We start from the raw sequence: 25904 nt of genomic DNA on the forward strand, positions 1-25904 counted from the left end.
AAACCAATTGTTTTAAACAACGGTCAACAACTAATATTTGCTAATTTCATGAATCAGATACAACTTTATATTAATGACCAACTGGTTGATTTAACTGATGACAGCCCTATTGCGCTCACCTTCCAGATCAATAACCTGGCCGAAGTTAAAAACCAGCAGGGAAACACCAGCAACCAGTTTAAGCTCCCGCTAACGCAACGTAACCGTCAAATTCTGGGTTTTCCGGATGAGGTAGCTTTTACTACAAACCTGCCCTATGATAATTATCAGGCTAAAATTATACAGGATGGGCTTGAAATCATCCCTTATGGGTTAGCTGTGCTTAACAGCATTGAACAGGATATGGCCAACATCACCATATTAAGTGGCAATGTTGATTTTTTTGACGCGTTGGAAGGTAAGATTTATGATATGGGCGATAGCAACAGTCTCATATCAAATTTAGGAAAGAACCTGCCATGGCAGGTGTATGATCATACCTGGAATTTGGAAACCGTTGTTGCATCACAAAAAAAGAAAGAGGGCTGGATATGGCCCGTTGTGGACTATGGATCAATAAACGAGGTTGATTTTGATAAACCCTTAGATGTGTACACCATGCGCCCCGGCTTTTTCATTAAAACAGCCATCGAACTAATGATCAAAAACACAGGTTACAAAGCAACAGGTTCCTTGCTTAAAAACGAATTGTACCCTAAACTTATTTGCCAGTTTGCCAATGACGAGTTTGAACATGGTACTGATTTTCAGAATTCAGTTGAAGGTTTGAGTAAATCAGCATCGATGTTGTACGTTACAAATAACGAGCTTGTAATTGATGGCGGGCAGTTAGGTATGCATGCCAATGATAATACGGACAGAACTTTACCAATTGGGTTTCAGGAATACCACGCAACAGAGCGGGTTAACGGCACAGCAAGCCTCATTCTCGACTTAGACATGCATGGCGTGGCCAATACCGGCGATAATGGGTATTTTGAGCTCATCATAAATTACCGTGAAGCAAGCGGCCACTCAAGTGAGGTAACAAGGCAAACCATCAACTTTACAGACAAGGCTTACCCACCTAATACACGTGAGCGCACAGAACCGGTTAAGAATCTAAAACTCACATACGATTTTGAACTTAATATAGGCGATTCTGTATTTATCACTTATCACCTGCATCGTTATAACACCACGGTATTTATTCACAAAGGCGCCGTATTCAGGTTTGACGTTAACCAAAAACCAGTTTTATATGGCCAGCAGGTACAATGCGAACGCATTTTTCCGGATATAAGTCAGAAAGATTTATTGAAGGATACGCTGCAACGATTTGGGATAGTTTGCCAAACAGACAACAGTACCCGGACCGTGTCCTTTAACTCTTTTGCAGATATTGTTGCCAATATTCCTATCGCAAAAAACTGGACAAGCAAGTGTATTGATCAGGGTAAAACCATAAGTTTTCAACTCGGCGGATATGCACAGGTTAATTACATGAAATACAAGGATGACGATAACGTATTACCCAAAAAACTGGCCGATTCTGAAATTATAGTTAAAGATAAGACCCTGCCGGCAAGTGCCGACCTGTTCGAAAGCCAGTTTGCCCCTACCCTTAACCGGGCATTTACCGGTGGAACCATAGCGCAAATTAAAAAGCTCGATCCTGATAGCGATACCAACGATTTCAGCATCAGCACATCACCAAGAATATTGATTGATCAAAAGTTAAACATGCTCAATCTTAAAGATTATCCTACGGTAAAATTTACCGACGGCGAAAAGACTGTTGAGGTAAATGACGTAGTATCGGTGCCTTATTTTTATAAACCCGATGGTGAATTTAACCTTTGCTTTAGCGATAAACCGGGAGTTAACGGTAGCATACAGTCTGGCTTAAAAACAAAGTATTATCCGCAGCTCGAAAAAATACTTACGCAAACCAAAAAGGTAGTCAGATATTTTTTGCTTACACCCCGCGATATCCTTGAGCTCGATTTACTTATTCCTGTTTATCTTGAACAGGATAGTTGCTATTACTACATCAACAAAATTGATAGCTGGCGAAAAGGACAGCCGACGAAGGTTGAATTGGTGAAGTTGGGATGATAATTATTAATTGTTAAATAGCATTTGCATGATATTATATAAATGGTATATTTACCAAAAAAATTAGCATTTTATTGTACAATAAATCAATAAACCTACATCATGAAATTATCACGATTAATTCCCGTTTTGTTTTGCCTTGCTGCTTGTAGTGATAGTACACAACAGGGAGACCAATTGAAAAACATGCCTGCTCCGGAACTGGCCCTCATTAAAAGAGTTGAAATTGCCGACTCCGCTAAAGTAGTTAACGATAACCCAATCAAAAAAGGCGATGCCGTCAAATACCATAAAGCAGCTATTTTAAAATTTGTACAAGATACTTTGCAGGGGAATGTAAAACAATGGTTAGCGGTTATAGAGACAATAAAAACGACACCGCTTGTAGACGATGATTATGATACCAGCGTAAGATTATTGATTCCGAGGAATAATTATTTAGACGAAAAAGTTCCTGAATTTGGTACAATAATATTTGATGCTCAAATTGATAGCGCAGGCGCAGTAAAAAATGCCTTGAAAGAAATGAAAGACGGAGACAGAGTAATTATTTCAGGAACCTTTGTAAGGGATATCGTAAACAATATTGATTTTGATAATATCATCGATTTACATGAAGGCTTTAACAGCCCTACGTTTAAATTTAATATTCAAAGCATAACCAAACGGCCATGATTTAAACCGTTAAGAAAAACTGCTGGCTAAATGATTTAGTGTACGTAATTATAGGATATTATCTTATAAATAGTAAATGGCTATGGTCACACTACAGGTTAATCCATGCTATTTGTTTGTTCATTCCAATTTACTTCTTCCGTCAAATAAGCCATAACTTGAGATGGCAAATTTTCTAAAAAACCACCAAACTTGATGTATTCAACGGCGTAACAAATATGCCATATGGAACTACATTCATAAGCATAAAACCCGTTCAGTAGTCACAAACAATTGGCTTACAAGCAAAAACGACATTAACATCTTTAACTCAAACAGAAAATCCTCTTTCCATCCTGCAAAACGCATACCGACAGTAGCTCTTTCCAACACCTCCTACCCCTCATTCCTATTTCCAACAACGATCAACCAATTAAAACAACTTACATTATATGCCAGATGAAAAAAAAATAACCGTCGATGTTAAGGTTAACAGCGATGGACAAAGACAGCTCGACCTATATACCAAAGCCTTTGTCAACTTCCGCAATGCTATAGCTGATATGTCAAAACCTTTGAATACTCTAAGCTCCGATCTTCCTAAACTGACTGATGCCATTGACAAATTAAATACTCAAAATCTCAAACTGGCTGATTCAGGCGACAAAGTTGCCAATAAGATCCCTGATGTGATTAGCGCGTTTCTTAACTGGAAAGACGTACTGGACTTAATTAAAAAAGGCTCAGAACTGGCTGAGGGAGCATTCACACTTTTTGAAGGCGCATTGACAGGAGGTTTGGCTATCCTGGCGGTATATGGCCCCGAAATAATTAACTGGGCAATGGCTCTTTTTAAAGGAAAAGAAGCTATTGATGTTGCCACGCTTAGTTTAAGCAATCTTAACAAGGGATTAGCATCAACTGACTATTCACATGCTATCGAAAATGTTGATATGCTTCGCATCAAAGTGGGACTTGCAAGGAAGGAAATGATTGACAAATCAGAAGTTGTAAAAGAATATAATAGCACCATCGGGCAAACCATTGGGCAGGTTAAAACCCTTGATGAGGTTGAAACTATATTAAAAAACAATTCTGCAAACTATATTAAATCAATGATGTACAAGGCGGCAGCGATGGCCGCTGTTAAAGAAGCCGCTGAGAATCAGGTTTTGGCTGCAAAAGAAAGGGCAAAATCCGATGAAGAAAGCAGTAACTATTGGGACAGTGGGTTAGCCAACTCAAGTGACCCTAAAATAAAAAAGATTTATCAGAAACGTGCAGAAAAAAACAGAAACGACGCAGCAAAGCCTTATGAAGACAAAGCTAATGAATTGTTGGCAGCTGCCGCAGACCTTGAGACAAAATGGGCCAAATTTGATCAGCAAAGCCCAATTAATAAAATAAAAAAACAGATTGAGGAGTTAAAAAAACAGACCGATGCAGGTGTCATAGGTTCAAAGACATTTGTAAACTTGCAAAACTTACAAAAGCAACTTGATCAGTTGAATGGTATCGAAACAGATTCGGACAGTAATAAAAACTCGTCTAATTACGGTACATCTGTTAAAATAAATATAAGCGAAGAAGAACATGCTAAACGAAGAAAAAAGACAGCATCTTCACGAAGTACTGAGATGCTACAAGCTAAAGCAATTGACTTTACCAAGCAAGTTGAACTTGATAAACAAAACTACGATACCGAACTTACGGCGTTAAACGACGCGCTCGATAAAAAGCTGATCAGCCAGGAAGATTACGACAAAAAAAGCGAGCAGCTTCAGCAAAAATTTCACCTTGGCATTGGCGATAAAATTCAGTTCTTCAATAAAAATGATTTTAATGAAGCCAAAAAGCAAATGCAGGCCGTAATAGATGCCCATCAGCACGAGGATACCATGGCAAAGGATGAGAAAAAAGTTGATAAAGCCCTGCTGCCGGGTCAAAAATTAGAAGCCGAAAAACAACTCATTGACGACAAATACACTTATGAAATAAAACTGGCTGCCGGCAATGCCGACAAGATCAAAGCCTTAGAAGATCAAAAGCAAAAGGATATTACAACTTTAACACAGCAATACGAGCAGCAACGCAAAGAATTTGCACTACAAGCGGCACAACAAGTATCAGACAAAGCTTTTTCAATCATTCAAAATAACATTAAAAATCAAAGCGATGCCAAAATCAAGGGGTTAGAAAAAGACAAAGCAGCCGAACTGGGCAATAAAAACCTGACAAACACACAGAAAAAAGCCATTGAAGATAAATATCAAAAAAAGGAAGCTGCTGAAAAAGTCAAAGCTTTTAAGGCCGAACAAAAAGCTTCAATATTACAAGCCGTTATTAATGGAGCGCTGGCTGTTACCAAGGCTACTTCTCAAACCGGTGTGCTGGCTCCTTTCGTAATACCTGGTATAATTGCTTCTACCGCCATGCAGGTTGCAACCATTATAGCCCAGAAACCGCCGCAATACGCCAAAGGCGGCTTACATTATCAGTCTGACGGTCGCGGGGCTTTACTTTCCGGCTATAGCCGTACAGATAACACCAATGCCTACCTTCGCTCAGGCGAAGCTATTGTTGTATCAGAAGCTATGCGGAACCCATGGGCCCGCAACCTGGTTAGTGCTATCAATGTGGCTCACGGTGGCCGTGATTTTTCGATACCCAATCCAGGCCGGGGTTATGCTATCGGCGGTATATTCACCGATGGAGGTAATGCCAACAGGTATTATAATCAACCTGTTAACGACGTTAAAGACCTGGCCAATACCCTCGCTTACCAGATGATCAATAACTTCCCTCCTGTTTATGTAGATGTTAAGGATATAAACAACCAGCAAAATATCCTCGCTCAAACCATAAACAGAGTAAATTTATAAATAAACTATGCCAATCATCACAGAAAGCATATCTCTAATCTCTAATCTCTAATCTCTAATCTCTAATCTCTAATCTCTAATCTCTAATCTCTAATCTCTAATCTCTAATCTCTAATCTCTAATCTCTAAAAAAATGGATATCCAAATAGCCAATACCCTGTTTGATGAAGGCATTTTCTCGGCCATGTATAAAGCAGGGTTCATCACTACTAAAGTATTCGTGTATCGCGAAATTTATTTATGGGTAAATGCCCAACAACAAACGCGCGGTATTTCTAAAAATCAGGCAGTACTTGAAGCCGAAATCAAGTTTAATAAGGACGAACGCACTATTTGGCGGGCACTCAACTGTTTTTCTGAAAAAGCAGCTTAAAAATTCTTCCACTGACAAAATACTGTCACCAGGTTAAAAGAAATTTGTTCCGACATTTGTTATGTCAATCAATCGAACCTAAAGAATTACTGAGATTAGGACGAGCCAAAGCAAATCCAGTCCATTCAAATAATTCAACAAATTCGAGTTCAGACCACAACTGACAAAACACTGTCACCATCAAAATAAATAATAACCACGACCTTTGATATATGCCAACCGGCATTACAAGGCACTAAAAAAACTTCGGCTATTCCAGGCCAACTAATAAACCCCAGTCCTTCTTCCGGACTTTCTGACTCCCCGACTTTCGGACAAAAAACAACATAATATGAGCTACAAAATTTATTTATACGATACCGAAACCGACTGCATTGGTTCGGGTAATTTATCATCAGTTTACATACAAACCCAACTTGAGGCGGCAGCGGGCGATGACGTTGAAGTACACATCAGTTCGGTAGGCGGCAGTGCATTTGATGCCATCGCTATTTATGATCTGCTTAAAAAGTATCCCGGTAAAGTTACTACCTATATCGACGCGCTGGCCGCCTCGGCAGCTTCAGTTGTTGCGATGGGTGGCCACGAGGTAGTGATGAGCAAATATGCATTACTCATGATCCATAAACCTATGGTTGGCACAGGCGGCAACGCCGATGAACTCTTAAAAGATGTACAAATGTTAAATGTAGTTCAAGAGCGCCTGGCACAGATCTACATGGACAAATCCGGGTTAGACGGAGTTACCGTAAACAGTTTGATCAACTCCGTAACCTGGATGACTGCCGATCAGGCCCTTGATCTCGGCTTTATCGACCAAATAGAAGATTATCAAACAGAGATTACCAACAGCGCGCTTATTAAAAACTACACAAACGCTGCCCCAGCAGTTTACCAGCGATGCATCAACAAAATCTTAAACATAAATAACAACAGCATGAACATCGAGAACAAAGAACTCATTGAGAAAACAACATCGGTATTAGACAAGATTATGAACTTTTTTAAAAAAGTGGTAAACAAGCAAACCATCACGGATAAAGGTACGCTTCATCACGGAGGCCAAATTGAAGAAGGCGCCGAGGTTTATCAGGACGAAGACATGACTACACCTGCCATAAGTGATACTTATACCTGCGCCGATGGCAAACAACTGGACGTTAAACAGGGAAAGATTCAGACAGTAACACCTGCCGATCCCGAAAATGCACCGGAAGCAGAAGACGAAGACGAGGATCTGCCGGAAAGCAAATCTAAATCAGCTAAAAAGCCTGCCGATGTGCAAAACCGTATGCAACAATTAAAAGCCCGCTTACACGCGCAAAACGCACTGTTAACAGAAGCCCGTAGCGCGCTTGAGGAAGCCAACAACCGCCTGCAGAAAACACGTACTGAAGTAAAGAACGAAATCAAATCAACCTTTATACCCGAAAGCTCAAAGCGCAGCAATAAAACCCACTCAGCGCCCGCTCCGTTTTTTGCCCCGCAAACTGAAATCGCGAAAAACGCGGTTAAAAAAGCAATAGCTTCCTAAAACTACCACCACATTACCTTATCCTTCTCATATCTAATTAACCCATTCTCACTATCCCTATACGTTTAAAACAATCAAAAGCTCTCCCTTTAGGGGGCCGGGGGGCTAAACTTTATGGCTCAATTTACATTTACAAACAACACCTACGCCGGCGAAGCGCTGGCAGGATTTATGGCAAGCACATTACTCGAAGCAGATTCGGTTAAGCGTGGCCTGCTCACCGTAATTAACGACGTAAAAGCCCGCAAGGTGATCCTTGATGTTGATGACGACGTTGTACTGCAAAACCCTTCGGGTATCTTTACCGATCAGGGTACAACCGCTCACCAAACCGAAAGCTATCTTGACCCCGTGGTTTACGAATTTATGAAACAAGAACAATGGGATAAGCTGGCCCAAAGCTGGGAAGCTCAGGCCCTTAAACCCGGTGCCTTTATGGATTACGAAGGTGTGGTTGACCTGTCGGACTTTATGGTGCAGCGTTATTTAACAAAAATCCAGATTGCTAACGAACGCTTGTACTGGCTTGGCAAAGGTGCCACTAAAGAAGCAGCCTTTACCGCCGATTTCCCCGGCTTGCTCCCATCAATAGCTGCGGCTTCAGGCGTTTATAAGGTAGGTTTAAGTAAACCTGCCACCTCATTAGCAGCCACCGCAATTGATGCGAATGGCATTGTAACCGTGGCCGATACCTCAATCCTCGCTGATGGCGATGTTGTTACAATCACCGCGGTAACCGGCACCAGCAAGGATACTACCAATGGCGCGCCAGGTATCGCTGTTCAGGGCCAATCTTACTTTATTCAGGTAGCGAGCGCCACCTCGTTTAAGCTGGTGCGTAACTACAACGAAGTTAACAGCCGTAAGCCAGCAACTTTTAGCGGCACAGCTACCGCGGCTATAGTAAACTACATTAACGTAAGCAATGTATTGCAGGTGCTGGGCAGCGTTTACGCCCAGCTTGACCCTGCCGACAGGATCCAGGAGGATTTTAACTTACAGATTCCTTTACATGTGGGTTATGCGTATGCCCAGGCGCAGGCAAACAAGGCATTAAACGTTATCAACGCTTTTACCGATATGAAAAAGATGGACTACCTGGGTATTCCGCTCCAGATCATGAACCACTGGCAGGCTAATACCATTTTAGGTGCAAGGTCGTCAAACCTGTTCCTCGGTGTCGACCTGTTAGGTGATGCTTCTGAGCTATCAACCGTTTACCTGAAGCCTTACACCAACGATAACGTGGTACGCATGAAAGCCCGTATGAAAGCGGCTGTAAATTTCAAATTTGCCAACGAACTGTTCTACCTCTCTGCTTAGTGAATTGTTGATTGGGTTAGTTAGGTCAGTGGTTATTGACCCTTTACCCTATCCCTAACTAACCCAATCAACTTAATCAACCATTAACTTAATCAACCAATAATAACATGTCAATTTATAATAAAATAAACGCCGGCTTTAGCCTGGGCACTGATGAACCTATTACCTCGGGTATTGAGGATGTGATCTATATTTTCAATGCGGATGATGTTGTGCTCACTTATGATACTACCAACCCGCTTATTGTTAAAGGCTTAACGGCAGTAAGCAATGCTAAAGTTTACAAATTTGAAGGAACAAATAACAGTTTCAATACTACTTCCAAACAAACAAAAACCCAGGTTGGCCCGCGTTATACCGAGGAGATAGATTTCAATATCGCAGGCTTATCTGTTGATATCAAAGGCCAGCTTATGGCCATGGGATATGGCCGCGTACGCGCCATAGCGGTTAATAACTATAAATCAAGTGATTCGGCTATTGAACTTTTTGGCGCGGTAAACGGATTGATCCTAACCGATGCCGAACGTAATGCCGCTGATGAATCACTTGACGGCGGCTACAAGCTGAAGCTCACTAATCCGGATAAAATGAAAGAGCCCTACCCTCCCCGTGCGGTATCCATTGCTCCCGGCACCGGCAGCGCCACTTATGCCAGCACTTTAGCGGCCCTCGAGGCGCTGGTTACAGCATAATCATTGTGTCATGAGGTCATTAGTCATTGTATAATGGCTAATGACCATTAAGATCTCATTTTTCTAACCTAAAACTAATGACCAAATGACTAATGACGTAATAACAAAAAAATATATCCTTAAACCTGGCTTTCATCAATTTGTCCCCGGCTCGGCAGCAATACATTGCAATGAAAACCTGAGCGATGAAGAAGCAGAATGGTACTTACAACGATATCCACATATTGAAGCACTGTTTGCCCCCCGGCCTCCTGAAGGAGGTGGGACAGTGCAGGCCAACGATGAGCGTAAAATATCAGAAGATGAAGTTTTAAACAAAGGAGGTTTTGTATGAAAACCTATCTCCCGCAAATTGAAAGGCGAATACTTGTAAGGCCAAACCAAACCTATGGTATTCTTAACTATGACCTGGATAATGCTTATCCGCAGCGCATGCTTGAGTTAGTAGCCGGATCACCTACCGCAAAAGACTGCTGGAACAAAAGGACGAAATTTATTGCAGGTAACGGGTTTGAAGAAAGAAACCTCGGCAAACAGGTAATTAACTGTAAAGGTTTAACCATTGCCAAACTATTAAAGGCATTGGCTACCGACAAAGCACTTTTCACTGGTTTCGGCATTCACGTAAATTACAATGCTGATTTCAAGATCGTATCGGTGAGTTACGTAAAATTCGAGGATATCCGCATGGGCGATACCGATAGCCCGGAAACGACCGACAAATATGCGCTTTACTCAGATTGGGGCCGCAAAACCTGGAAAAACATCATGCGCAGCAAGATCACGTTTTTAGACAGGTATAATCCTAATCCGGAATTAATCCGGGAACAGGTATCCCGGGCCGGCGGATGGGAACATTACAAAGGACAGTTGTTTTATTTTAATCCGGAAGTTGATGATTACCCGTTAATTGAAGCAGATTCGGTATGGGAAGATTTTGAAACCGAGGCCGGGATCAAGATTTTCAACAACAGGGAGGTAACCACCGGGTTTCTGCCATCAACCATGCTTTTTATGCAGTCGCGCCGCGAGGAGGCCGAAAACATCAGGCCTGATGCCGATGAGTACTCAGGGGTCAATATCCCATCACAGCTTGAAAAAGACCTTGGCGCATTCCAGGGCGCAAAAAGCGCGCAAAAGATCATCGTAATTGAATATGAAGATGAAAACTCAAAACCGGAATTCAAAGCCTACCCTATTCAGAATAACGATAAGCTGTTTGAAACGACGGAACGATCTGTCGAAGCCCGCATCATTAAAGGCTTTTCGGTGCCAAAAGAATTGATCAACGCCGAAAAATCATCAGGATTAAGCAACGGCAGCGAAAAGAAGCAGGCTATTCTTGAGTTCAATGACAATACCGCGGCCGACAGGCTTGACCTGTCAGAAACTTTAGCTGAAATTTTCAATCGTTTTTACAGAAATATAAATCCCGGTAATAACTGGAACATCGTACCCGTAACAGCGATAGCAGCCGATGATAGCCCGGGTATCAAGGCCGGAAACGCCATCAACGGGCTCCTGCAATCGGCCATTCCTCAAAAAAGCAAAATAGCCGCTTTAATATACGCCTACGGTTTTAAGCAAGCAGAAGCCGAAGCTATGTGCCAGTAATTTAAGTCATAAGTCTTTAATTGTAAGTTCTAAGTATAAAGAAATACTGTCTCAAGGCCTTAGACTTAAGACTTTCGACTTCCAGGTCAATCAACACAATCGTAAATAACATTTTCAAATCCCTTAACAGGAGTTAGGAGGCCATGCCATGATCTATTTAATTAATCAAACCATATTTCAACAATATGAAGATATTAACGTAAACATTAAACCCGAACGGCTCAAAGTATTTATCAAAAAGGCCCAGGAGCTCGACCTAAAACCATTTTTAGGATATGCTTTGTACTACCAGCTAATAACCTATTGCAATGATGACGGCACTATAAAAGATGATGCGCCGCAGGCTTATAAAGATCTGTTAAACGGCAGCGAATATCTTGACGAGTATGGCCGCATCGTTTTGTATGAAGGCCTCGCTCCCGCCCTGGTTTATTTCACCTTTGCCCGCTTTATTGAAAACGACGCTGTACACTACACTGCAACTGGACCAGTTATTAAACGCCACGATAACGGCGATGCCCTTTCATCGCCCGAGATTGTAAAACTGGTGCAGCAGCAACGCAGTATAGCCAATGCTTATACCAATGATATAGAAAAATTTTTAAGAGATAATCAGGAAAACTTTCCGCTTTGGCGCTACAACGAAAAGAATAAAAGCAGCCGCCAGTCCGGTCCGCGGATCCGTGGTATCGACAAAAATGATTTCAACTATCCGGGCACAATTAACAATTACAATTTACCAATAACCGAATTTTTAAACTGATGGCGAACGATAAAAAAATAAGCGAGCTCCCGATAGCAGAAACTATAAATACCGAAGACAGATCAATCCTGATCAGCAACAATGCCGATTATCAATTCGATTTTGCCACCCTGCTTCAATTTATCAATTCAGGGCTAAACGCCGGAGCTAACCTAACCTTCGGCCCGGTGCTTCCGCAAAACATAAGCGGTAAAAACGGGGACGTATTTATAAACACTGCAGCAGGCTCCTTTGCGCAAAAAATAGCAGGTGTTTGGACAATTGTTTACACCATAGCCACCGGAAGCAGCGGCGATACCACCGTGCTATACGGCACAACCAGCCCCAGTACGTCAACCGGTAATAATGGCGATACATTTATAAACACCGTAAGCGGCATATTTTACAAAAAGACCGCCGGAGCATGGAATCAGGTATTCTCTATGCAAACAGGTCCGCAGGGACCACAAGGGGCAAGCGGAACGGATGGCACCAATGGTACAAACGGCAAAACCATATTAAACGGAACAACCAATCCGGCAAACAGCCTGGGCACCGACGGCGATTTTTATATCAATACTTCCTCATACTACTTTTTCGGCCCCAAGACCGCCGGTATCTGGGGCAGCGGAATTTCATTGATAGTTTCGGGCGTACAATTTGAGGAAACTGCGAACAAAAACACACCCAACGGCTATGCGGGTTTAGATGGCAGCGGAAAGATTGCGGCAGCACAACTCCCCGGCTATGTTGATGATGTACTGGAGATTGCCAATTATTCATCGCTACCGGCGACCGGGGAAACCGGAAAAATCTATATCACTACCGATACCAACAATGAATACAGGTGGAGCGGATCGGCATACATCCAAATTGTCGCGTCGCCCGGCACCACCGATGCTGTGCCAGAAGGTGCAACAAACAAATATTTCACGGTATCGAGGGTTTTAAACGCTGTACTTACAGGTATCGGATTCGGAAGCGCCTCGGCAATATCAGCAACCGATAGCATTTTACAGGCATTAGGGAAGCTGCAGGCTCAAATTACCGGTCTATTTAAGATTCCTTCGGGAGGGGCAAGTGGGCAGATCCTGGCAAAAAACAGCAATACTGATGGTGATTTGCATTGGATTAATGCGCCTTCTGGTAGTGGCGGGGGCGGCTCGTCTGAACCATCCGGGCAGATTAAATCTTTCAGGGTTGATTATGGAGCTGTTGGGGATGGTGTGACGGATGATACGGCGGCGGTTGCAAATGCTTTAGCTGCCAATAAGAGAATATTTGACAATGGCGATTTCTCGGTTACTGCTTTTGATAATACAAAGGGGGTAACTATAGAGGGCGACGTTAAAATTTTAAAACAAACCACCTATCTAAAACAGCAAATAAATAGCTATGCTGATAAATACCAAAGAGTATTCGGTGAGGAGTATTTATCTTCATTTCACAAAAAGCTATTAGCTAAAACAGCTGTTAAGGTAATTCTTTCAGGAGATAGCACAACCGCGGGAACTGGTGCAAGCTCAAATACTTATCATCCGGATATACTTCTTAATCAAATTACTTTAAATAATCACATAGATAACGTTACATATATTAACAGCGGTGTAGGAGGGCAAAGTACTGCCTACTGGCTATCGACTGCTTTACCGGCAGATTTAGCCCAAAATCCTGACGTATACATTTTACGTTGGGGAATAAATGATTCGTGGGTTGGAGGTACTCCCGAAGCTAATGCTATTGCTTTTTTAGGGCGTTTGGATACTGGACTGTCTACCATCAGGAGTACAACGGGGTTTGATTATCAGCATTTAGCTATTATTCTTCAATCGCAAAATCCGACGACAGACGATGTTAATGGACATCAAGGCCAGATTTTTAATGAGCTTGTTAATAACGGTCTAAGAGCATTGGCGCGAAAGTACCAATGTATTTTTCAAGACATATACGGTACTTTTCAGGATAGTGTGCATGGGCAGGATTACCTAACAGCCATAAACATATCACTGCCAAACGAATTAGTTCACCCGCAAGACCCGCTTTATGTAGCAATTGCTAATAAGACATTTGATGTTTTATTCCCTGAATATTTTAGAGCCCCTGATGTTGTTGATGCCGGGCAATCAGGACGTTTATTTTCTGCGTTACCATCTGCGTATCGTAAGGGTATTACATACGAATATGTTGAATCGTCTAACGGGTGGCCTATTAGCGGATTTCTTATAACTCATCATCTTAGTAATGATATGTATAGGCAAGAATTAGCCTCGTTCGATGGAACTAACAACGGTAAGTTATACGTTCGTGTAGGATGGTCAGTATCGGGCTGGCAGTCTTTTTACATTTTATCCCCGGTTCCAACTGCACTCGTTTATGACGGTACTCCAGGTGGGATAACACTTTCTAAATCGCCATCTGCGTTTCCGACTGGGATATGTACCGATTTTGTTTTATCCTCTGATGGGTGGCCGATTAATGGAATGGTGATAACTCATAGATCGAGTATTGGTACCGTTAAACAAACACTATCCTCTTATGATTCTGTAACGAATGAGTTTGTAAGGGTTGGATATGGTTCTTGGCAGGCGTGGAAGCAGGTTACGTTAGTTTAATGAGTATAGTTTCCCGCAATGCGCTTTATAAGCTACTCTCATGGCGAATCAACATGTTTAAAGAAGTAACACTAACTTAATTTATAATTATAAATTCGCATAAGAATTGTAGATAATTAATGTTTAATAATAAGTTTAAAAAACGTTTGTTGATAGCTTCGTTATCACTCAATATTTTATTTGTATTGTTTTTTGTGGGTAAACGGCTGTATTATGGCAATTGGCTGTTTTTTCATCCCCAAAAGCCATCAGATACCGAACAGCGTTGGTCGAATTTTTTAAAATCAAAGCCCAATAAAAATGAAATTGTTTTTTTAGGAACAAGCATTACGGAAGGATTTAATGTTGAAAGAGGATTTGATAATCCATTTGTTAAGAACATGGGTTTTGCTGGTAGTATATCAGAAAATGGTATAGAAGTAATTAACAGGCTGATTTATCGTAAACCGAAAAGGCTTTTTATTGAATTTGGGATAAATGATTTTAGATATGCGATACCTTCAGATACTGTTATCGCTCATCTTGTTACAATGATAAACTTAATAAAAACGAAATCACCGAGTACAGGCATATTTGTTGAATCGATTCTCCCTACGTCGTTAGACACTTTAAATACAAAAATTGTAAGGTATAATAAGGATGCCAAAAGTATTTGCGATAGTTCTAATGTAACGTTTATTAATTTGTATCCCGAGTTCTTAAAAGGAGATAAGATAGACCCTGATCTTACGATTGATGGTATCCACCTTAGTCAAGCAGGATATTTTAATTGGCGCAGGCTCATAAAAGGCTATGTTAATTGAATTTCTCTGAATCTTAAAGCCCGATTAAATCTTTTTTTGGGGTTTTATGATTTACCATACCTATCAAAATCGCGTTAAAAAATATTACCAGGCGTTTTATTTTTTAATGGGGATTTTGAGATTTTGCTCACCATCATTATAGCGCAAACAATTAAACACCTGCGCATTTCCCAACCAATTTATAATATCTACATCATGACAACATTTGAACACAGAGAGATCAGGGGCATTACCATAAAGAATATGATAGTCACCATAGCGAGCACCGTAAGCATTGTTGTATCTGTAATGTCAGGATACTTTCAATTGAAAGGCGACATTAAAGATATCCGCTCATCGCAGGAAACACAAAGCAGGATCAATGAGATCAGGTTAAAAGTACTGGAAGGACAAGTTAATGTATTACAGCAGGAAGTCCGTGGATTAAAAGAGGGGAAGAGATCTTAAATAAGTTGTTTAAGAGGTGTGCCCAGAACGAGATTCGAACTCGTACATCCTTACGAATGCCACCCCCTCAAGATGGTGCGTCTACCAATTTCGCCACCTGGGCTTTTAAAAAATGTGAGAATCTTTCAATTCTCACATTCTAATTTTCTTACCTTAAAAAAGGCGTGCCCGAAGAGAGACTCGAACTCTCAAGAGACAATTCTCAACGGCTTCTGAGACCGCAACGTTTACCAATTTCGCCATCCGGGCTTATCGTTTTATTAACAAGCGTGCAAATATAATCGTTTCCGGCAAATTGCAACTTAATAAATTAAAAAATCAATATTATGTTGTTTAACGGCCTTTGAAAATCTAACTTAGGTTTCATAAAACTCTTTATATCAAACGTAATGAAACTAAACCGCATTTTTATATCAAGTATCTTACTTTGTTCTTTGTGGTTCAATTCTGTCCTGAAAGCACAAACTATTACCGTTTTACAACAGGATAAGCCAACAAGCATCCGTGGTTTATCTGTAGTTGATGATAATACGGCATGGATAAGCGGCAGCAAAGGATACATGGCCAAAACAAACGATGGCGGCAAAACCTGGAGCTGGCAACAAATAAAGGGCTATGAAAAATCCGACTTTCGGGATATTGAAGCTTTCAACGACAAAGAGGCTGTAATCATGAGTTCGGGCACGCCGTCCCTCATCTTAAAAACAATTGATGGCGGACAAACCTGGCAGGAAAAATATCGAAAAACGGATACCACCTATTTTTTAGACGCTATGGATTTTGCCGATAACCTTCATGGCTACATCTTGGGCGACCCGATCAACAATAAATTTTTATTACTGGAAACCAAAAACGGCGGTGAAACCTGGAACGAGTCGAATAATGCCCCAAATGCACTGCCTGGAGAGGCATCGTTTGCCGCAAGTGGCACATGCCTCAGAGTATCGGACAAAGAGGCGATATACATCGTTTCAGGGGGTAGTAACGCCAGGCTTATTTCCTTACAGCCTCACAATAATCAATGGCAGTATTCAAACCTTCCACTTACACATGGTAAAAGCAGTGAAGGCGCTTTTTCAATATCGATAGGGCAAAATACCGGTATCATTGTTGGGGGTGATTATGCCAGTGATAAAAAAACAGATTCAGTGGCAACTATCCAGCCGGTTCACCCTGCTCTCACATTTACACCACCACAAACAGGGCCGGCAGGTTTTCAATCAAGTGTTGAGCACATAAAATCCGGAATGTTTCTTTCTACAGGCACACCCGGGAGCAATATTACAACAAACGGCGGCCAAACATGGAAACAAATAGATAACACAAGTTTTAACGTTTGCCGTAAGGCAAAACACGGTAAGCTTGTATTATTAGCCGGGAATAGTGGTAAAATAGCCGTTCTAAAATTGTAGTTTACTGGTTTTTAACGGCTTAAAAAAACCTTAACATTAATTTAAAAAATAGCTTGCAGGGAATAATTAAGAACCCTATATTTGCACCACTTTAAACGGAAACGGTTAACCGAACCAAAGAAGTTTAAAGAATGATTCCGTAGCTCAGCCGGTAGAGCATAACACTTTTAATGTTGGGGTCCTGGGTTCGAGTCCCAGCGGGATCACAAAGCCTTTGAAAAGAGGCTTTTTTATTTAAAAACAAAAGCTGCCTTTAAACAGCCACGCCTTAGTAAGCGAAAAATTTAAAGAATGATTCCGTAGCTCAGCCGGTAGAGCATAACACTTTTAATGTTGGGGTCCTGGGTTCGAGTCCCAGCGGGATCACAAGAACCGTTTAAACGGAGATAAAGCCTTTCGAAAGAAAGGCTTTTCTTATTTTAAATCGATTTTAAAGCACTTTTTCATTCAGGCAGGGTCAAAACAGTTTAAGCCGTTCGGTATACTATTCGGTATACTATCAAAAAACCGGAATTTAGTATACCGAATTTATTTCGACAGTTCAATTTGGGGTTGTGGTGGGGCCATGGTTTAACCTCAAATAACTCGCTAAATGAAAGTAAATCAGGAGCTTTCAATTCTGTTCTGGCTTTGGAAAGCCAAACAAACCTCAGATGGGATGATCCCCATCTATGTACGCATCACCGTCAACGGATTAAGAGATCAGTTCTCATCCGGAAAGAAAATTATGGCAGATCACTGGAATGATGAAACCGGGTTTGCCATTAGGGCTTGCAAAGATGCCGCTACCATTAATACCTATATCACTTATACCACCAGGGAACTGGAAAAGTGCTATAACCTGCTTTGTGAAGAACATGAAGACGTTACCGCCAAAATGGTCAAGGACGCTTACCTGTTCAAACCGGAGCCCAAACCGACACTAATGCAGGCATTTAAAGTGCATAACGATGAGTTTGCAGAAAAGGTAGACAAGGGAAAAGGAACAAAGGGTACGCTGGGTCGCTACGAACGCTTGCAGCGAAAAGTAGAAGCCTACCTGAAAAAGAAGTTCAAAGCGACAGACATTAACCTTGATCAAATCCAGTATTCATTCGCATCCGGCTTTTATCATTATTTGCTGATGCAGGACATCGATGAAAACACAGCGATGAAATACGTAAAAACTTTAAAGCAGGTAATGACAAAGGCCGTGAATGACGGTATGATCGCCCAAAGTGCTATCAACAACTTTAAGTGTACCTACAAAGATCCGGATCGCGATTACCTGGAAATGGATGAAATCATTAAAATGTACAGCAAGAAAATAAGCTGCCAACGGATCGCTGAAGTAAGGGATGTCTATGTGTTCTGCTGCTTTACCGGCTATGCCTTTGAAACGGTGTATGCGCTTGAACCGGAAAATATCTTTACCGGTGTGGATGGCGGCTTGTGGATCACTAAAGACCGGGCCAAGTCAGGTACGGAAGAAACCGTACCCCTACTGCCTATCCCATTGGAGATCATCGAAAAATATAAACGTCAACCTTATTGCGTCAATGAAAACAAATTGTTGCCGGTAAATAGTAATCAGCGGTTTAATTCCTATCTGAAAGAGCTGGCTGACATCTGCGATATCAATAAACTATTGACCACGCACACCGCCCGGCACACGTTTGCAACAACAATTACTTTAGAAAACGATGTACCTATTGAAACTGTCAGCAAAATGCTAGGTCATAAGGATATCAGGACAACTCAAATTTATGCAAAGATGACCAAAAGGAAGATCAGTAACAATATGAAGGCCTTGCATGATAAACTATATGAAAATAACGGCCCTCTGCGATTAGCTGTAAGTGCTTAAAATTTGAGGGTGCCACCCCGAAAGGACACAATCAGCGTTAAACAGATTAGATAGATTTGTCTTCTTTAATTTATAACAGATGACAGTAGAACTAATAACAAAGGATGATTTAGAGCAATTCAGGCAATCCATGTTGCAGGATCTCAAATTACTTTTAACCAAACGAACCGAGGAACCTCAGAAATACTTAAAAAGTTACCAGGTAAAAAATATGCTGAAGATTTCCGGGGGAACCTTACACACGTTGCGCGCAAATGGCACTTTGAAATTCACGAGGATCGGGCACATCATTTATTACAATTATGAGGACATTATGCAGCTCATGGAAGGCACCGCAAAAAAGCCCAAAAGGTAAAATAAAAGCCGGTCACCCCGGCTTTTATTTTAGGCATTTTCGTCATCCAAACGCTTTAATATCGCTGCCTTCATCTGATCGAGATATTTAACCTGGCTCACCCGCTTCCTGCTAGAGATAGATTGCCACCTTCTGAATGGCCGCCCAATGTTTACCTGAAAGTTTACTTCCAGCCAACCCATAATTTCAGCAATCCCAGCGTTGCCATGGTTGACCTGTCCTGTCAGCCAAATACCATAAGCCATTTCTGCCAGGTTAATCGCATCGCCTGTCCACTTTAATGTCACTCTCCTCTTAGTCATGCCAGATAAAGTTTCGGCTTCTTGTGGGCTATACAAGTGATCTGTCAAAAATTCCTGTACCCGCTCATTGGCTATAAACCTTGCAAATACATAATCCCCGGCAGTTGAAAATTCAGGGTCAAAACCCTGCACGTCAGGAATCAGCGAACTTGGCGTCTGAGCATTGCGGACAAATAATAAAACATCAAGTTCAGTGCCATCAAGCAAATAATATTGATGCATAAATTTATTCTGATCGTAAAATTTCCTCATATATTTTAATTCCTGTTCAAAGTAATTTTTTATCACTTCGGCTGTATCAACTGGTTTACCTGCTTCGATGGTAAAAACATCAAAAGCAAATATCTGCCGCGCGATGAACTGCGGTTTTACATATTTAAAAAACTGGACTTCATCTTCTATTGAGGAAAAGGACTGCTGGTTTAACAACGCTTTCAGGTCGCCAATTGCCTGCCTGATACTATTTAGCTTGCCATTCAATTTTTGCCCGGCTGGAATTCCCATTTCATCAAATAATTCCAGGTCTTCATCAAGTTGCACTAAGCGTGCTTTTGCTTCTTCTATTATCATAACTTTAAACCATTTTTGACACCATTTTTTAATACCTGCGACAAACTTGGGGTAAAAGACCTTTGGTGTAAAGTGGCTAAGATGACATAATAAAGTGCCATCTAACTGATTTTCTGTGATGATACAAGCTTAGAATCCAGAATTATGTTGTAACCCATTTTTATCATTTTTTTTATTTTTTTTCCAAAAAAACTCTATTTGATATACTTAGGGCTATGATTAACTTTGATGCATGAAGTAGAAATTAAAATGATATAAAATATATTAACGACACTATTAACCTTGTTACAAGGAATCGGCTAAATTCAAAATTAACACAAGGGGGTAATAGACTGATCGTCCACGTTATGCGTGGGCATTGGTTTACCCTGTGTGTAGGTTCTTAGCCGTACCTCTTGTAACAGAAAAACTGGTGACCCACGCTATTTTTTTATGGAAGCAGCTAAAGAAAAAATCCTTCAAACCCCAATCGAACAGTTAGATCTAAACGCTGAGTGTAAATCAAACTTAAAGGAACTCGGTATCAGTAATCTTCAGGAATTTATCGGTAAGGGTTGGAAATGGTTACGGGGACAGGAGGCGTTTGATTATGTAAGGTTTAATATGGTCATTAGATTCCTGGATAAAAAAGGGTTACTGCACCTGCTGGAAAGAAAAAGCTAAACCTTTTAAACTTGATTATATATCGTAATATAAGTTGATATGATTTATCATCTTTTCCAGCCAGCCTTTAACATTTTTAACAGTCCGATCCGGGAACAGCTTATTACTAAGATGATTGCGCTGACTCTGCTTGGATAAATTTTCTGCTCTTTGTGTCCTGATGTGATTTGATACAAATTCATACAAGTAGGAGTTAAATTTTGTAAATATCACTTTTACCTCCAGCATAATTCTAAAGAAAAACATAAGTTCCGCTAAAGTTATCGCGACCGTAAAATAGAACTTAGAAGGCCCATTTGGTTCCGTAGCTTTTAAGCTTTGAATGAGTAATTTTTCCTTTTGTTCCAAATAAGCCAGTTCAGCTTCTAGACTTTCTAACACAGAACTTTTTAAAGACTGAACCTTTGAATCATACATGAATTCAGCATCAATCCTTACCTGCCGGAACACCTTTATTAAATAAAGTAATTCCTGCTGTTGTTCCTGAAATATAGCTTCGCCTAATGTGATGCGCTCTACATATTTTATAAAATATGCATAAACCTGTATGCTGTTAAACTCCTGGCTGATCAGCAGTTTCAATAATTCAAGATTAATATCACCTTTAATAGAATCATCCAGAAAAGCATAAATAATTATAACGGTACCTACCAGGTAATCCCATTGCCGCCAGGTACGTAAATTGAATTTCTCCGAATCCCTGGAAGCTTCACTGAAATTCTTTAGCAGGTTTACGAGGTCCTTATCAACCTTTAATTCTGTAAGTTTATCAGTAAGGTCTTGTGGCGTAGTAAAGTAGGTATTCTTGGCGCGTTCAATAAATTTTACTGGCAGGTCAGCTTCATAATTGAAATAAGCCTTAAAATAGGTACGCAAATATTCAAACAACTCAAATACGCCATTTAACACCCATTCAAATACCCAGGAAAGTTGCTTTGAGTCATCATTTTCCTGATCAAAACCAGTTAGGCCACCCGCAAGATGTGTTAATTGTAATTGCAGATTATGTATGTACTGGGTTTTATTTGAAAAGTCTGGTACTTTATCAAATTCACTTTCAATTTCCCACCTCACAGAAAGAAAAGCCTCAGCCAGGAACACCTTCAGTTCCTCAATTTCAAGATCGGTGATATTCTCAAAATTGTAACCCGTGTAGGTTTGTACAAATCCTTTGATTTTTATCAGTGCTGCGGCCATAATAATGTTCTGCCAAAACTTATATTTTATAATATATAGTTCTGAATAATCGCCCTCTGTTATACTATCTGCATTTAACAAAGATAAATCAATTTTCTCACCATTGAGAAAATTGATTTGCTTTAAAGTAAAATTTAACAAAAATCTGCGTTTTTTAAAATGATGACATTTTTATTGCCACCCTTAGCCACTTGACCTGAGCCTTCGGATTATGGTTATTTGTCTAAAACAGTAGTAAAATGATTGATTCCTTCGCCTTTATTCATCGTCTGAATTCTATTAAAATCCAATCACAAAGAGTTACCAGTGCCCTGATGGAAGGATTGAGAATTAACAGGTTTGAGCCTATGGAGATTTTTATTTCACCAGGCAATTATGCTGGTTCATTATACTTTATTCAAGAAGGAATAGTGAGGGGGGCTGTGGATGTGGGAAAAGAAAAGGCGACAACCTGGTTTAAAAAGGAAGGAGATTTAATTGTACCACAGGGGCTCTTTAATCAAACAACAAGTGATGAATACATAAGCGCGGTATTAAAAACCACGCTTTTGACCATTCCGGTAATACATATTCAAAAAACATTAAAGACCTATCCGGAGGTGCAGGAACTCATAACACTGTTGATAAATGAAAGTGCTTCGGAAGCCCAATACCGTGAAAAACTGTTAAGGATTCCATCCGCTAAAAACCGTTATGATTTTCTATCAGAACATGAGGATTATATTCTTAAACGCATACCTCATTTTATGACTGCTTCATATTTGAATGTCACAAAACAAACGTTCAGCCGAATTAATAAGGGACTGGATTATTAATCTACCTTAACAAATCATTTAATCTACATTCCTAATTTGTTAAGGTATTTACTTTATTTGTTAAGGTACATTAACTCAAAAAGCCATTAAACAGTCTAATTTTGGATATTTGTTTTTTTTTGCAAATTTTTGAAAATCAGGCGCACCGTTCTCCGGCATTTTAAATTTGCCATCACTTGATCGAAAGTACTTTAACTCATTTGTTAAATTAAATTCAATAAAATTTAAGGTATTCCCTTAAATTTTGTAAGGTACATTCAGAATTTTGTAAGGTAGATTAATCCTATCTATTCCATTACCGCCTTAGATTTAACTCATAATTAAATCGGGGTAATGGACGAATCAATATTCAGCAAAAAAGATCATTTAATAAATGATTGCGAAATTAAAAACCGCAATGATTCCTTGACTGAAGAATTATTGAATTATGATTCCATTTTAAATGAAGCCGCTATTATGTATGTTAAAAGTGGTTATTATTTAGTTAGTGCCAATGACGAGCCTAATTATAACTGGATTTTTCACATTTCGGTAATCAGGCAACAGATTATCCCTCTTTTAAAGATAATCTTTCCTTTACTTTCAAATTTAAAAACAAAATTTTCAATACCTGAGAGCAGTGGTGTTCACTCTATGCTACTGGACGGGGGCTTGGGGTATCATCAAATAGGAAAAATAGTTACTATTTATCCAAAGAATTACACAGATGCCATTATTATCGCCGAGCAATTTATCGAGTTAACCAAAACATATTCCGGCCCGGTAATACCATCTGCATTTCCGCTTGGAGGGAATTTATATACTAATTTGGTAGAAGAACAATTTTCTAAATCCGGTATCAAATCGGAAAGGTGGCCTTTTGGGAATATTATTAATAAGAGAAACCCAAAACAAAAAAAATGGATAAAGCAGTATCTTGTTGTTAAACAGATCAAAGGGGATGCCAAAGGAAAAGTATTAAAATGCCTTAATCTGAATAATTGGCTAAATATCCAATGGTGTGTCATAAAGCAGGGATTGGCTCATCAGTGTGCCGATAATTATGGCAGAACTATTAAAGATCGTCTTAAATGGCAGTTTGAACTATTAAATTATTATGAGGCTTCATTTCCTTTGCCTAAAGCGATCAGCTATTTCGAACATGATAACGATTCCTACCTGGTAACCGAGTTTATTGAAGGCGTTAGTTTAAATGAAAGGATTGAATCGCTGCACCAGGGTACATTTTGGCCAGCGATTCCTATAGAGTCGCAACGCAAGCTTTTAAAATACCTGATTGAGATTACTGGTATTATTGATACGTTTCATGGTAGTGGATTAGTACACAGGGATATTAACCCTGGAAATTTCATGGTTCGCGAAGATGGAACCATCGTCGCTATTGATATAGAATTAGCTTATGATTTTTGTTCTAATGAGCCTTTACCTCCTTATACTTTTGGAACACCGGGTTACATTTCACCACAGCAGCAACAAATGCAGGAGCCAGACATAGAGGATGATATTTACAGTCTTGGTGCATTAATTTTAAAAGCTCTAACAGGTATTTCGCCGGGTAAATTCATTGCAGCATCCGAAGAGGAACTATTTAAAAATTTAGTTTTTTTTATAGGAAACAGTTCTGTTGCCTCAATGATAAATTCATGCTTAAAGTATGATAGGTTGTTAAGGCCATCGCTCAAATCAATCTGTCACGCTTTAGAGGTTTATGATGTTTTGTTACTGACTAATACTTCAAAAAAAACTTCTTTTACCAAACCGAATTTAGAGCAATCAGAAATTAAGAAGGTGATTCAAATGGGAATTAACGCCTTTTCATCAGCTTACTTTCAAAATGATGAGGGCTATTGGTTATCCAAATGTGTACAATCAGACGCAATCATCTCCAATGAATTAATCAAGTATGAATGGGAACCCGGTTTTGCCAATGGTATATGTGGCATAATCTATCTCTTAGCCATTGCAGAAAAGACCGGTTTTAATACTGTGGACATTCAAAATCAAATCTTTAAAAACTATAAACTGATCAACACGAATAGTCAGTTGCTAAAGAGGGTTGAGAGAGGCTTATACGAGGGTAATACGGGAGTTGCAGTTGCCGCCAATGCAATGATTATTTCCGGACTTTTGGAAAATTCCATTAACAACCATAACCTGATTTATCAGTGGTTGAACCATAAATGCCAAAGCATCAATCTCGCGGATGGATTAGCTGGCCAGGGTCTTGCTATGTTAAAATGTTCAAATAACACCCAGTTGCCCTCATTTTATGATCAGCTTTTTTCAATTGTAAATATTTTACTTAATGAACAGAATTCTGATGGTTCGTGGAGGATAAAAAAAGATGAAAGTCAATTAAAAGGAATTAAGTTGTTTGGATTTTCTTACGGAATAGCAGGTATCAATTACTTTCTAATCGAATATTATGCTAAATATGAAGATCAAAGGGTTAAAAATGCAGTGTCAAAATCACTGAACTGGCTGTTAAAACAACGTCAATTGTCCAACGGTAATCTGACATGGCCAATAAGTTCGATCAATTCAAGTATTGATCCCTGGATTGAATTCGGGTTTTCGGGTATTGCTCTGACGTTTATTAAAGCTTTTGAAATTTTCAGGGAAAAGAAATATAAAGAAGCTGCAACATTTGCCTTATTAACCCATCCCAAGTATATATCAAGTAATTATTTGTGCCTGGGTAATGGATTAAGCGGCCTGGGAGAAGTTTATCTCGAAGCATATAATATCTTCAAGGATGAGGAATGGAAACAAAGAGCTGATCATATTGTAAACCTGTTGCTTCATTGTGTTCGGCGATCAGCCAATTTTTCAGCCTATTGGCTTGACGGTAATGAAACCAATCCAACAGGAGGTTTTATATATGGGAATTCGGGCATTATTCATTTCTTAATCAGGTATCTAAATCACCATAAGGTAAGTTTTCCACTGTAAATGAATTGGGCGAATA

General features: G+C 40.0%; 21 protein-coding genes and 4 tRNA genes. 21 read left to right on the plus strand and 4 right to left on the minus strand.

Going from position 1 to position 25904, the window contains the following annotated elements:
* The first annotated feature begins 48 nt into the window (after nt 1-48).
* From DIU38_RS15775 to DIU38_RS15835, 13 genes are all read left to right on the plus strand, one after another.
* The gene (locus DIU38_RS15775; protein WP_112654204.1) at nt 49-2097 is read left to right on the plus strand and encodes a hypothetical protein; all 2049 of its coding nucleotides are present in this window, start codon (nt 49-51) and stop codon (nt 2095-2097) included.
* Between the two features lie 102 nt (nt 2098-2199).
* Nucleotides 2200-2772: a hypothetical protein gene (locus DIU38_RS15780; RefSeq protein WP_146750371.1), complete on the plus strand. Its 573-nt coding sequence runs from the start codon at nt 2200-2202 to the stop codon at nt 2770-2772.
* Between the two features lie 431 nt (nt 2773-3203).
* Nucleotides 3204-5633, plus strand: coding sequence for a hypothetical protein (locus DIU38_RS15785; protein ID WP_112654206.1), 2430 nt, complete (start codon nt 3204-3206; stop codon nt 5631-5633).
* Nucleotides 5634-5766: 133 nt separating this feature from the next.
* On the plus strand, nt 5767-6006 hold the full coding sequence (locus tag DIU38_RS15790; protein WP_112575215.1) for a hypothetical protein: 240 nt from the start codon (nt 5767-5769) through the stop codon (nt 6004-6006).
* Between the two features lie 331 nt (nt 6007-6337).
* Entirely contained in the window at nt 6338-7540 is a 1203-nt protein-coding gene (locus DIU38_RS15795) for a head maturation protease, ClpP-related (RefSeq protein ID WP_112654207.1), read from the plus strand.
* A gap of 114 nt (nt 7541-7654) precedes the next feature.
* Complete coding sequence (locus DIU38_RS15800) at nt 7655-8863, plus strand: hypothetical protein (protein WP_112654208.1); 1209 nt, start codon at nt 7655-7657, stop codon at nt 8861-8863.
* Nucleotides 8864-8970: 107 nt separating this feature from the next.
* On the plus strand, nt 8971-9558 hold the full coding sequence (locus DIU38_RS15805; protein WP_112654209.1) for a hypothetical protein: 588 nt from the start codon (nt 8971-8973) through the stop codon (nt 9556-9558).
* A gap of 85 nt (nt 9559-9643) precedes the next feature.
* A complete protein-coding gene (locus DIU38_RS15810; RefSeq protein ID WP_112654210.1) occupies nt 9644-9892 on the plus strand; it encodes a hypothetical protein in 249 nt (82 codons plus the stop codon).
* A complete protein-coding gene (locus DIU38_RS15815) occupies nt 9889-11172 on the plus strand; it encodes a hypothetical protein (protein WP_112654211.1) in 1284 nt (427 codons plus the stop codon). Before DIU38_RS15810 ends, DIU38_RS15815 begins: the two co-directional genes overlap by 4 nt.
* A gap of 148 nt (nt 11173-11320) precedes the next feature.
* Entirely contained in the window at nt 11321-11935 is a 615-nt protein-coding gene (locus tag DIU38_RS15820; RefSeq protein ID WP_112654212.1) for a DUF6712 family protein, read from the plus strand.
* On the plus strand, nt 11935-14526 hold the full coding sequence (locus DIU38_RS15825; RefSeq protein ID WP_146750464.1) for an SGNH/GDSL hydrolase family protein: 2592 nt from the start codon (nt 11935-11937) through the stop codon (nt 14524-14526). The genes DIU38_RS15820 and DIU38_RS15825 overlap by 1 nt, the downstream gene beginning before the upstream one ends.
* 119 nt (nt 14527-14645) lie before the next feature.
* A complete protein-coding gene (locus DIU38_RS15830; protein ID WP_091163218.1) occupies nt 14646-15329 on the plus strand; it encodes a GDSL-type esterase/lipase family protein in 684 nt (227 codons plus the stop codon).
* A gap of 195 nt (nt 15330-15524) precedes the next feature.
* A complete protein-coding gene (locus DIU38_RS15835) occupies nt 15525-15776 on the plus strand; it encodes a hypothetical protein (RefSeq protein WP_112654214.1) in 252 nt (83 codons plus the stop codon).
* A gap of 19 nt (nt 15777-15795) precedes the next feature.
* On the opposite strand, the gene DIU38_RS15840 is transcribed toward DIU38_RS15835, so the two are convergent.
* A tRNA-Leu gene (locus DIU38_RS15840) sits at nt 15796-15879 on the minus strand.
* A 62-nt stretch (nt 15880-15941) separates the two neighbouring features.
* Nucleotides 15942-16025, minus strand: a tRNA-Leu gene (locus tag DIU38_RS15845).
* 140 nt (nt 16026-16165) lie between these two features.
* Between DIU38_RS15845 and DIU38_RS15850 the strand changes: the two genes are divergently transcribed.
* The 5 genes from DIU38_RS15850 (at nt 16166) to DIU38_RS15870 (ending at nt 19389) form a co-directional block, all read left to right on the plus strand.
* On the plus strand, nt 16166-17188 hold the full coding sequence (locus tag DIU38_RS15850; protein ID WP_112654215.1) for a WD40/YVTN/BNR-like repeat-containing protein: 1023 nt from the start codon (nt 16166-16168) through the stop codon (nt 17186-17188).
* A gap of 133 nt (nt 17189-17321) precedes the next feature.
* A tRNA-Lys gene (locus DIU38_RS15855) sits at nt 17322-17394 on the plus strand.
* Nucleotides 17395-17481: 87 nt separating this feature from the next.
* Nucleotides 17482-17554, plus strand: a tRNA-Lys gene (locus tag DIU38_RS15860).
* Between the two features lie 226 nt (nt 17555-17780).
* Entirely contained in the window at nt 17781-19034 is a 1254-nt protein-coding gene (locus DIU38_RS15865; RefSeq protein ID WP_112654676.1) for a site-specific integrase, read from the plus strand.
* Nucleotides 19035-19113: 79 nt separating this feature from the next.
* Nucleotides 19114-19389, plus strand: a complete 276-nt coding sequence (locus DIU38_RS15870; RefSeq protein ID WP_112654675.1) for a MerR family transcriptional regulator — start codon at nt 19114-19116, stop codon at nt 19387-19389.
* A gap of 29 nt (nt 19390-19418) precedes the next feature.
* On the opposite strand, the gene DIU38_RS15875 is transcribed toward DIU38_RS15870, so the two are convergent.
* Entirely contained in the window at nt 19419-20261 is an 843-nt protein-coding gene (locus DIU38_RS15875; RefSeq protein WP_112654674.1) for an RteC domain-containing protein, read from the minus strand.
* Between the two features lie 432 nt (nt 20262-20693).
* On the opposite strand from DIU38_RS15875, the gene DIU38_RS15880 reads away from it, so the two are divergent.
* Nucleotides 20694-20924 (plus strand): hypothetical protein, encoded by a 231-nt coding sequence (locus tag DIU38_RS15880; protein ID WP_112654673.1) that lies wholly within the window; start codon nt 20694-20696, stop codon nt 20922-20924.
* 15 nt (nt 20925-20939) lie between these two features.
* On the opposite strand, the gene DIU38_RS15885 is transcribed toward DIU38_RS15880, so the two are convergent.
* On the minus strand, nt 20940-22121 hold the full coding sequence (locus DIU38_RS15885) for a hypothetical protein (protein ID WP_146750340.1): 1182 nt from the start codon (nt 22119-22121) through the stop codon (nt 20940-20942).
* 239 nt (nt 22122-22360) lie between these two features.
* Between DIU38_RS15885 and DIU38_RS15890 the strand changes: the two genes are divergently transcribed.
* Nucleotides 22361-22936: a Crp/Fnr family transcriptional regulator gene (locus tag DIU38_RS15890; RefSeq protein ID WP_112654671.1), complete on the plus strand. Its 576-nt coding sequence runs from the start codon at nt 22361-22363 to the stop codon at nt 22934-22936.
* A gap of 333 nt (nt 22937-23269) precedes the next feature.
* The gene (locus DIU38_RS15895; protein ID WP_112654670.1) at nt 23270-25888 is read left to right on the plus strand and encodes a lanthionine synthetase LanC family protein; all 2619 of its coding nucleotides are present in this window, start codon (nt 23270-23272) and stop codon (nt 25886-25888) included.
* The last annotated feature ends 16 nt before the right edge of the window (nt 25889-25904 follow it).

The organism is Mucilaginibacter metallidurans, assembly GCF_003286435.2.
Lineage (GTDB): Bacteria > Bacteroidota > Bacteroidia > Sphingobacteriales > Sphingobacteriaceae > Mucilaginibacter > Mucilaginibacter gossypii.

What these genes read in the sequence shown, in the direction of transcription:
- DIU38_RS15820 (WP_112654212.1), top strand. Translation starts at nt 11,321, where the DNA reads ATGATCTATTTAATTAATCAAACCATATTTCAACAATATGAAGATATT.
- DIU38_RS15890 (WP_112654671.1), top strand. Translation starts at nt 22,361, where the DNA reads ATGATTGATTCCTTCGCCTTTATTCATCGTCTGAATTCTATTAAAATC.
- DIU38_RS15850 (WP_112654215.1), top strand. Translation starts at nt 16,166, where the DNA reads ATGAAACTAAACCGCATTTTTATATCAAGTATCTTACTTTGTTCTTTG.
- DIU38_RS15810 (WP_112654210.1), top strand. Translation starts at nt 9,644, where the DNA reads ATGACTAATGACGTAATAACAAAAAAATATATCCTTAAACCTGGCTTT.
- DIU38_RS15815 (WP_112654211.1), top strand. Translation starts at nt 9,889, where the DNA reads ATGAAAACCTATCTCCCGCAAATTGAAAGGCGAATACTTGTAAGGCCA.
- DIU38_RS15805 (WP_112654209.1), top strand. Translation starts at nt 8,971, where the DNA reads ATGTCAATTTATAATAAAATAAACGCCGGCTTTAGCCTGGGCACTGAT.
- DIU38_RS15790 (WP_112575215.1), top strand. Translation starts at nt 5,767, where the DNA reads ATGGATATCCAAATAGCCAATACCCTGTTTGATGAAGGCATTTTCTCG.
- DIU38_RS15835 (WP_112654214.1), top strand. Translation starts at nt 15,525, where the DNA reads ATGACAACATTTGAACACAGAGAGATCAGGGGCATTACCATAAAGAAT.
- DIU38_RS15785 (WP_112654206.1), top strand. Translation starts at nt 3,204, where the DNA reads ATGCCAGATGAAAAAAAAATAACCGTCGATGTTAAGGTTAACAGCGAT.
- DIU38_RS15880 (WP_112654673.1), top strand. Translation starts at nt 20,694, where the DNA reads ATGGAAGCAGCTAAAGAAAAAATCCTTCAAACCCCAATCGAACAGTTA.
- DIU38_RS15870 (WP_112654675.1), top strand. Translation starts at nt 19,114, where the DNA reads ATGACAGTAGAACTAATAACAAAGGATGATTTAGAGCAATTCAGGCAA.
- DIU38_RS15885 (WP_146750340.1), bottom strand. Translation starts at nt 22,121, where the DNA reads ATGGCCGCAGCACTGATAAAAATCAAAGGATTTGTACAAACCTACACG.
- DIU38_RS15780 (WP_146750371.1), top strand. Translation starts at nt 2,200, where the DNA reads ATGAAATTATCACGATTAATTCCCGTTTTGTTTTGCCTTGCTGCTTGT.
- DIU38_RS15795 (WP_112654207.1), top strand. Translation starts at nt 6,338, where the DNA reads ATGAGCTACAAAATTTATTTATACGATACCGAAACCGACTGCATTGGT.
- DIU38_RS15775 (WP_112654204.1), top strand. Translation starts at nt 49, where the DNA reads ATGAATCAGATACAACTTTATATTAATGACCAACTGGTTGATTTAACT.
- DIU38_RS15830 (WP_091163218.1), top strand. Translation starts at nt 14,646, where the DNA reads ATGTTTAATAATAAGTTTAAAAAACGTTTGTTGATAGCTTCGTTATCA.
- DIU38_RS15875 (WP_112654674.1), bottom strand. Translation starts at nt 20,261, where the DNA reads ATGATAATAGAAGAAGCAAAAGCACGCTTAGTGCAACTTGATGAAGAC.
- DIU38_RS15865 (WP_112654676.1), top strand. Translation starts at nt 17,781, where the DNA reads ATGAAAGTAAATCAGGAGCTTTCAATTCTGTTCTGGCTTTGGAAAGCC.
- DIU38_RS15825 (WP_146750464.1), top strand. Translation starts at nt 11,935, where the DNA reads ATGGCGAACGATAAAAAAATAAGCGAGCTCCCGATAGCAGAAACTATA.
- DIU38_RS15895 (WP_112654670.1), top strand. Translation starts at nt 23,270, where the DNA reads ATGGACGAATCAATATTCAGCAAAAAAGATCATTTAATAAATGATTGC.
- DIU38_RS15800 (WP_112654208.1), top strand. Translation starts at nt 7,655, where the DNA reads ATGGCTCAATTTACATTTACAAACAACACCTACGCCGGCGAAGCGCTG.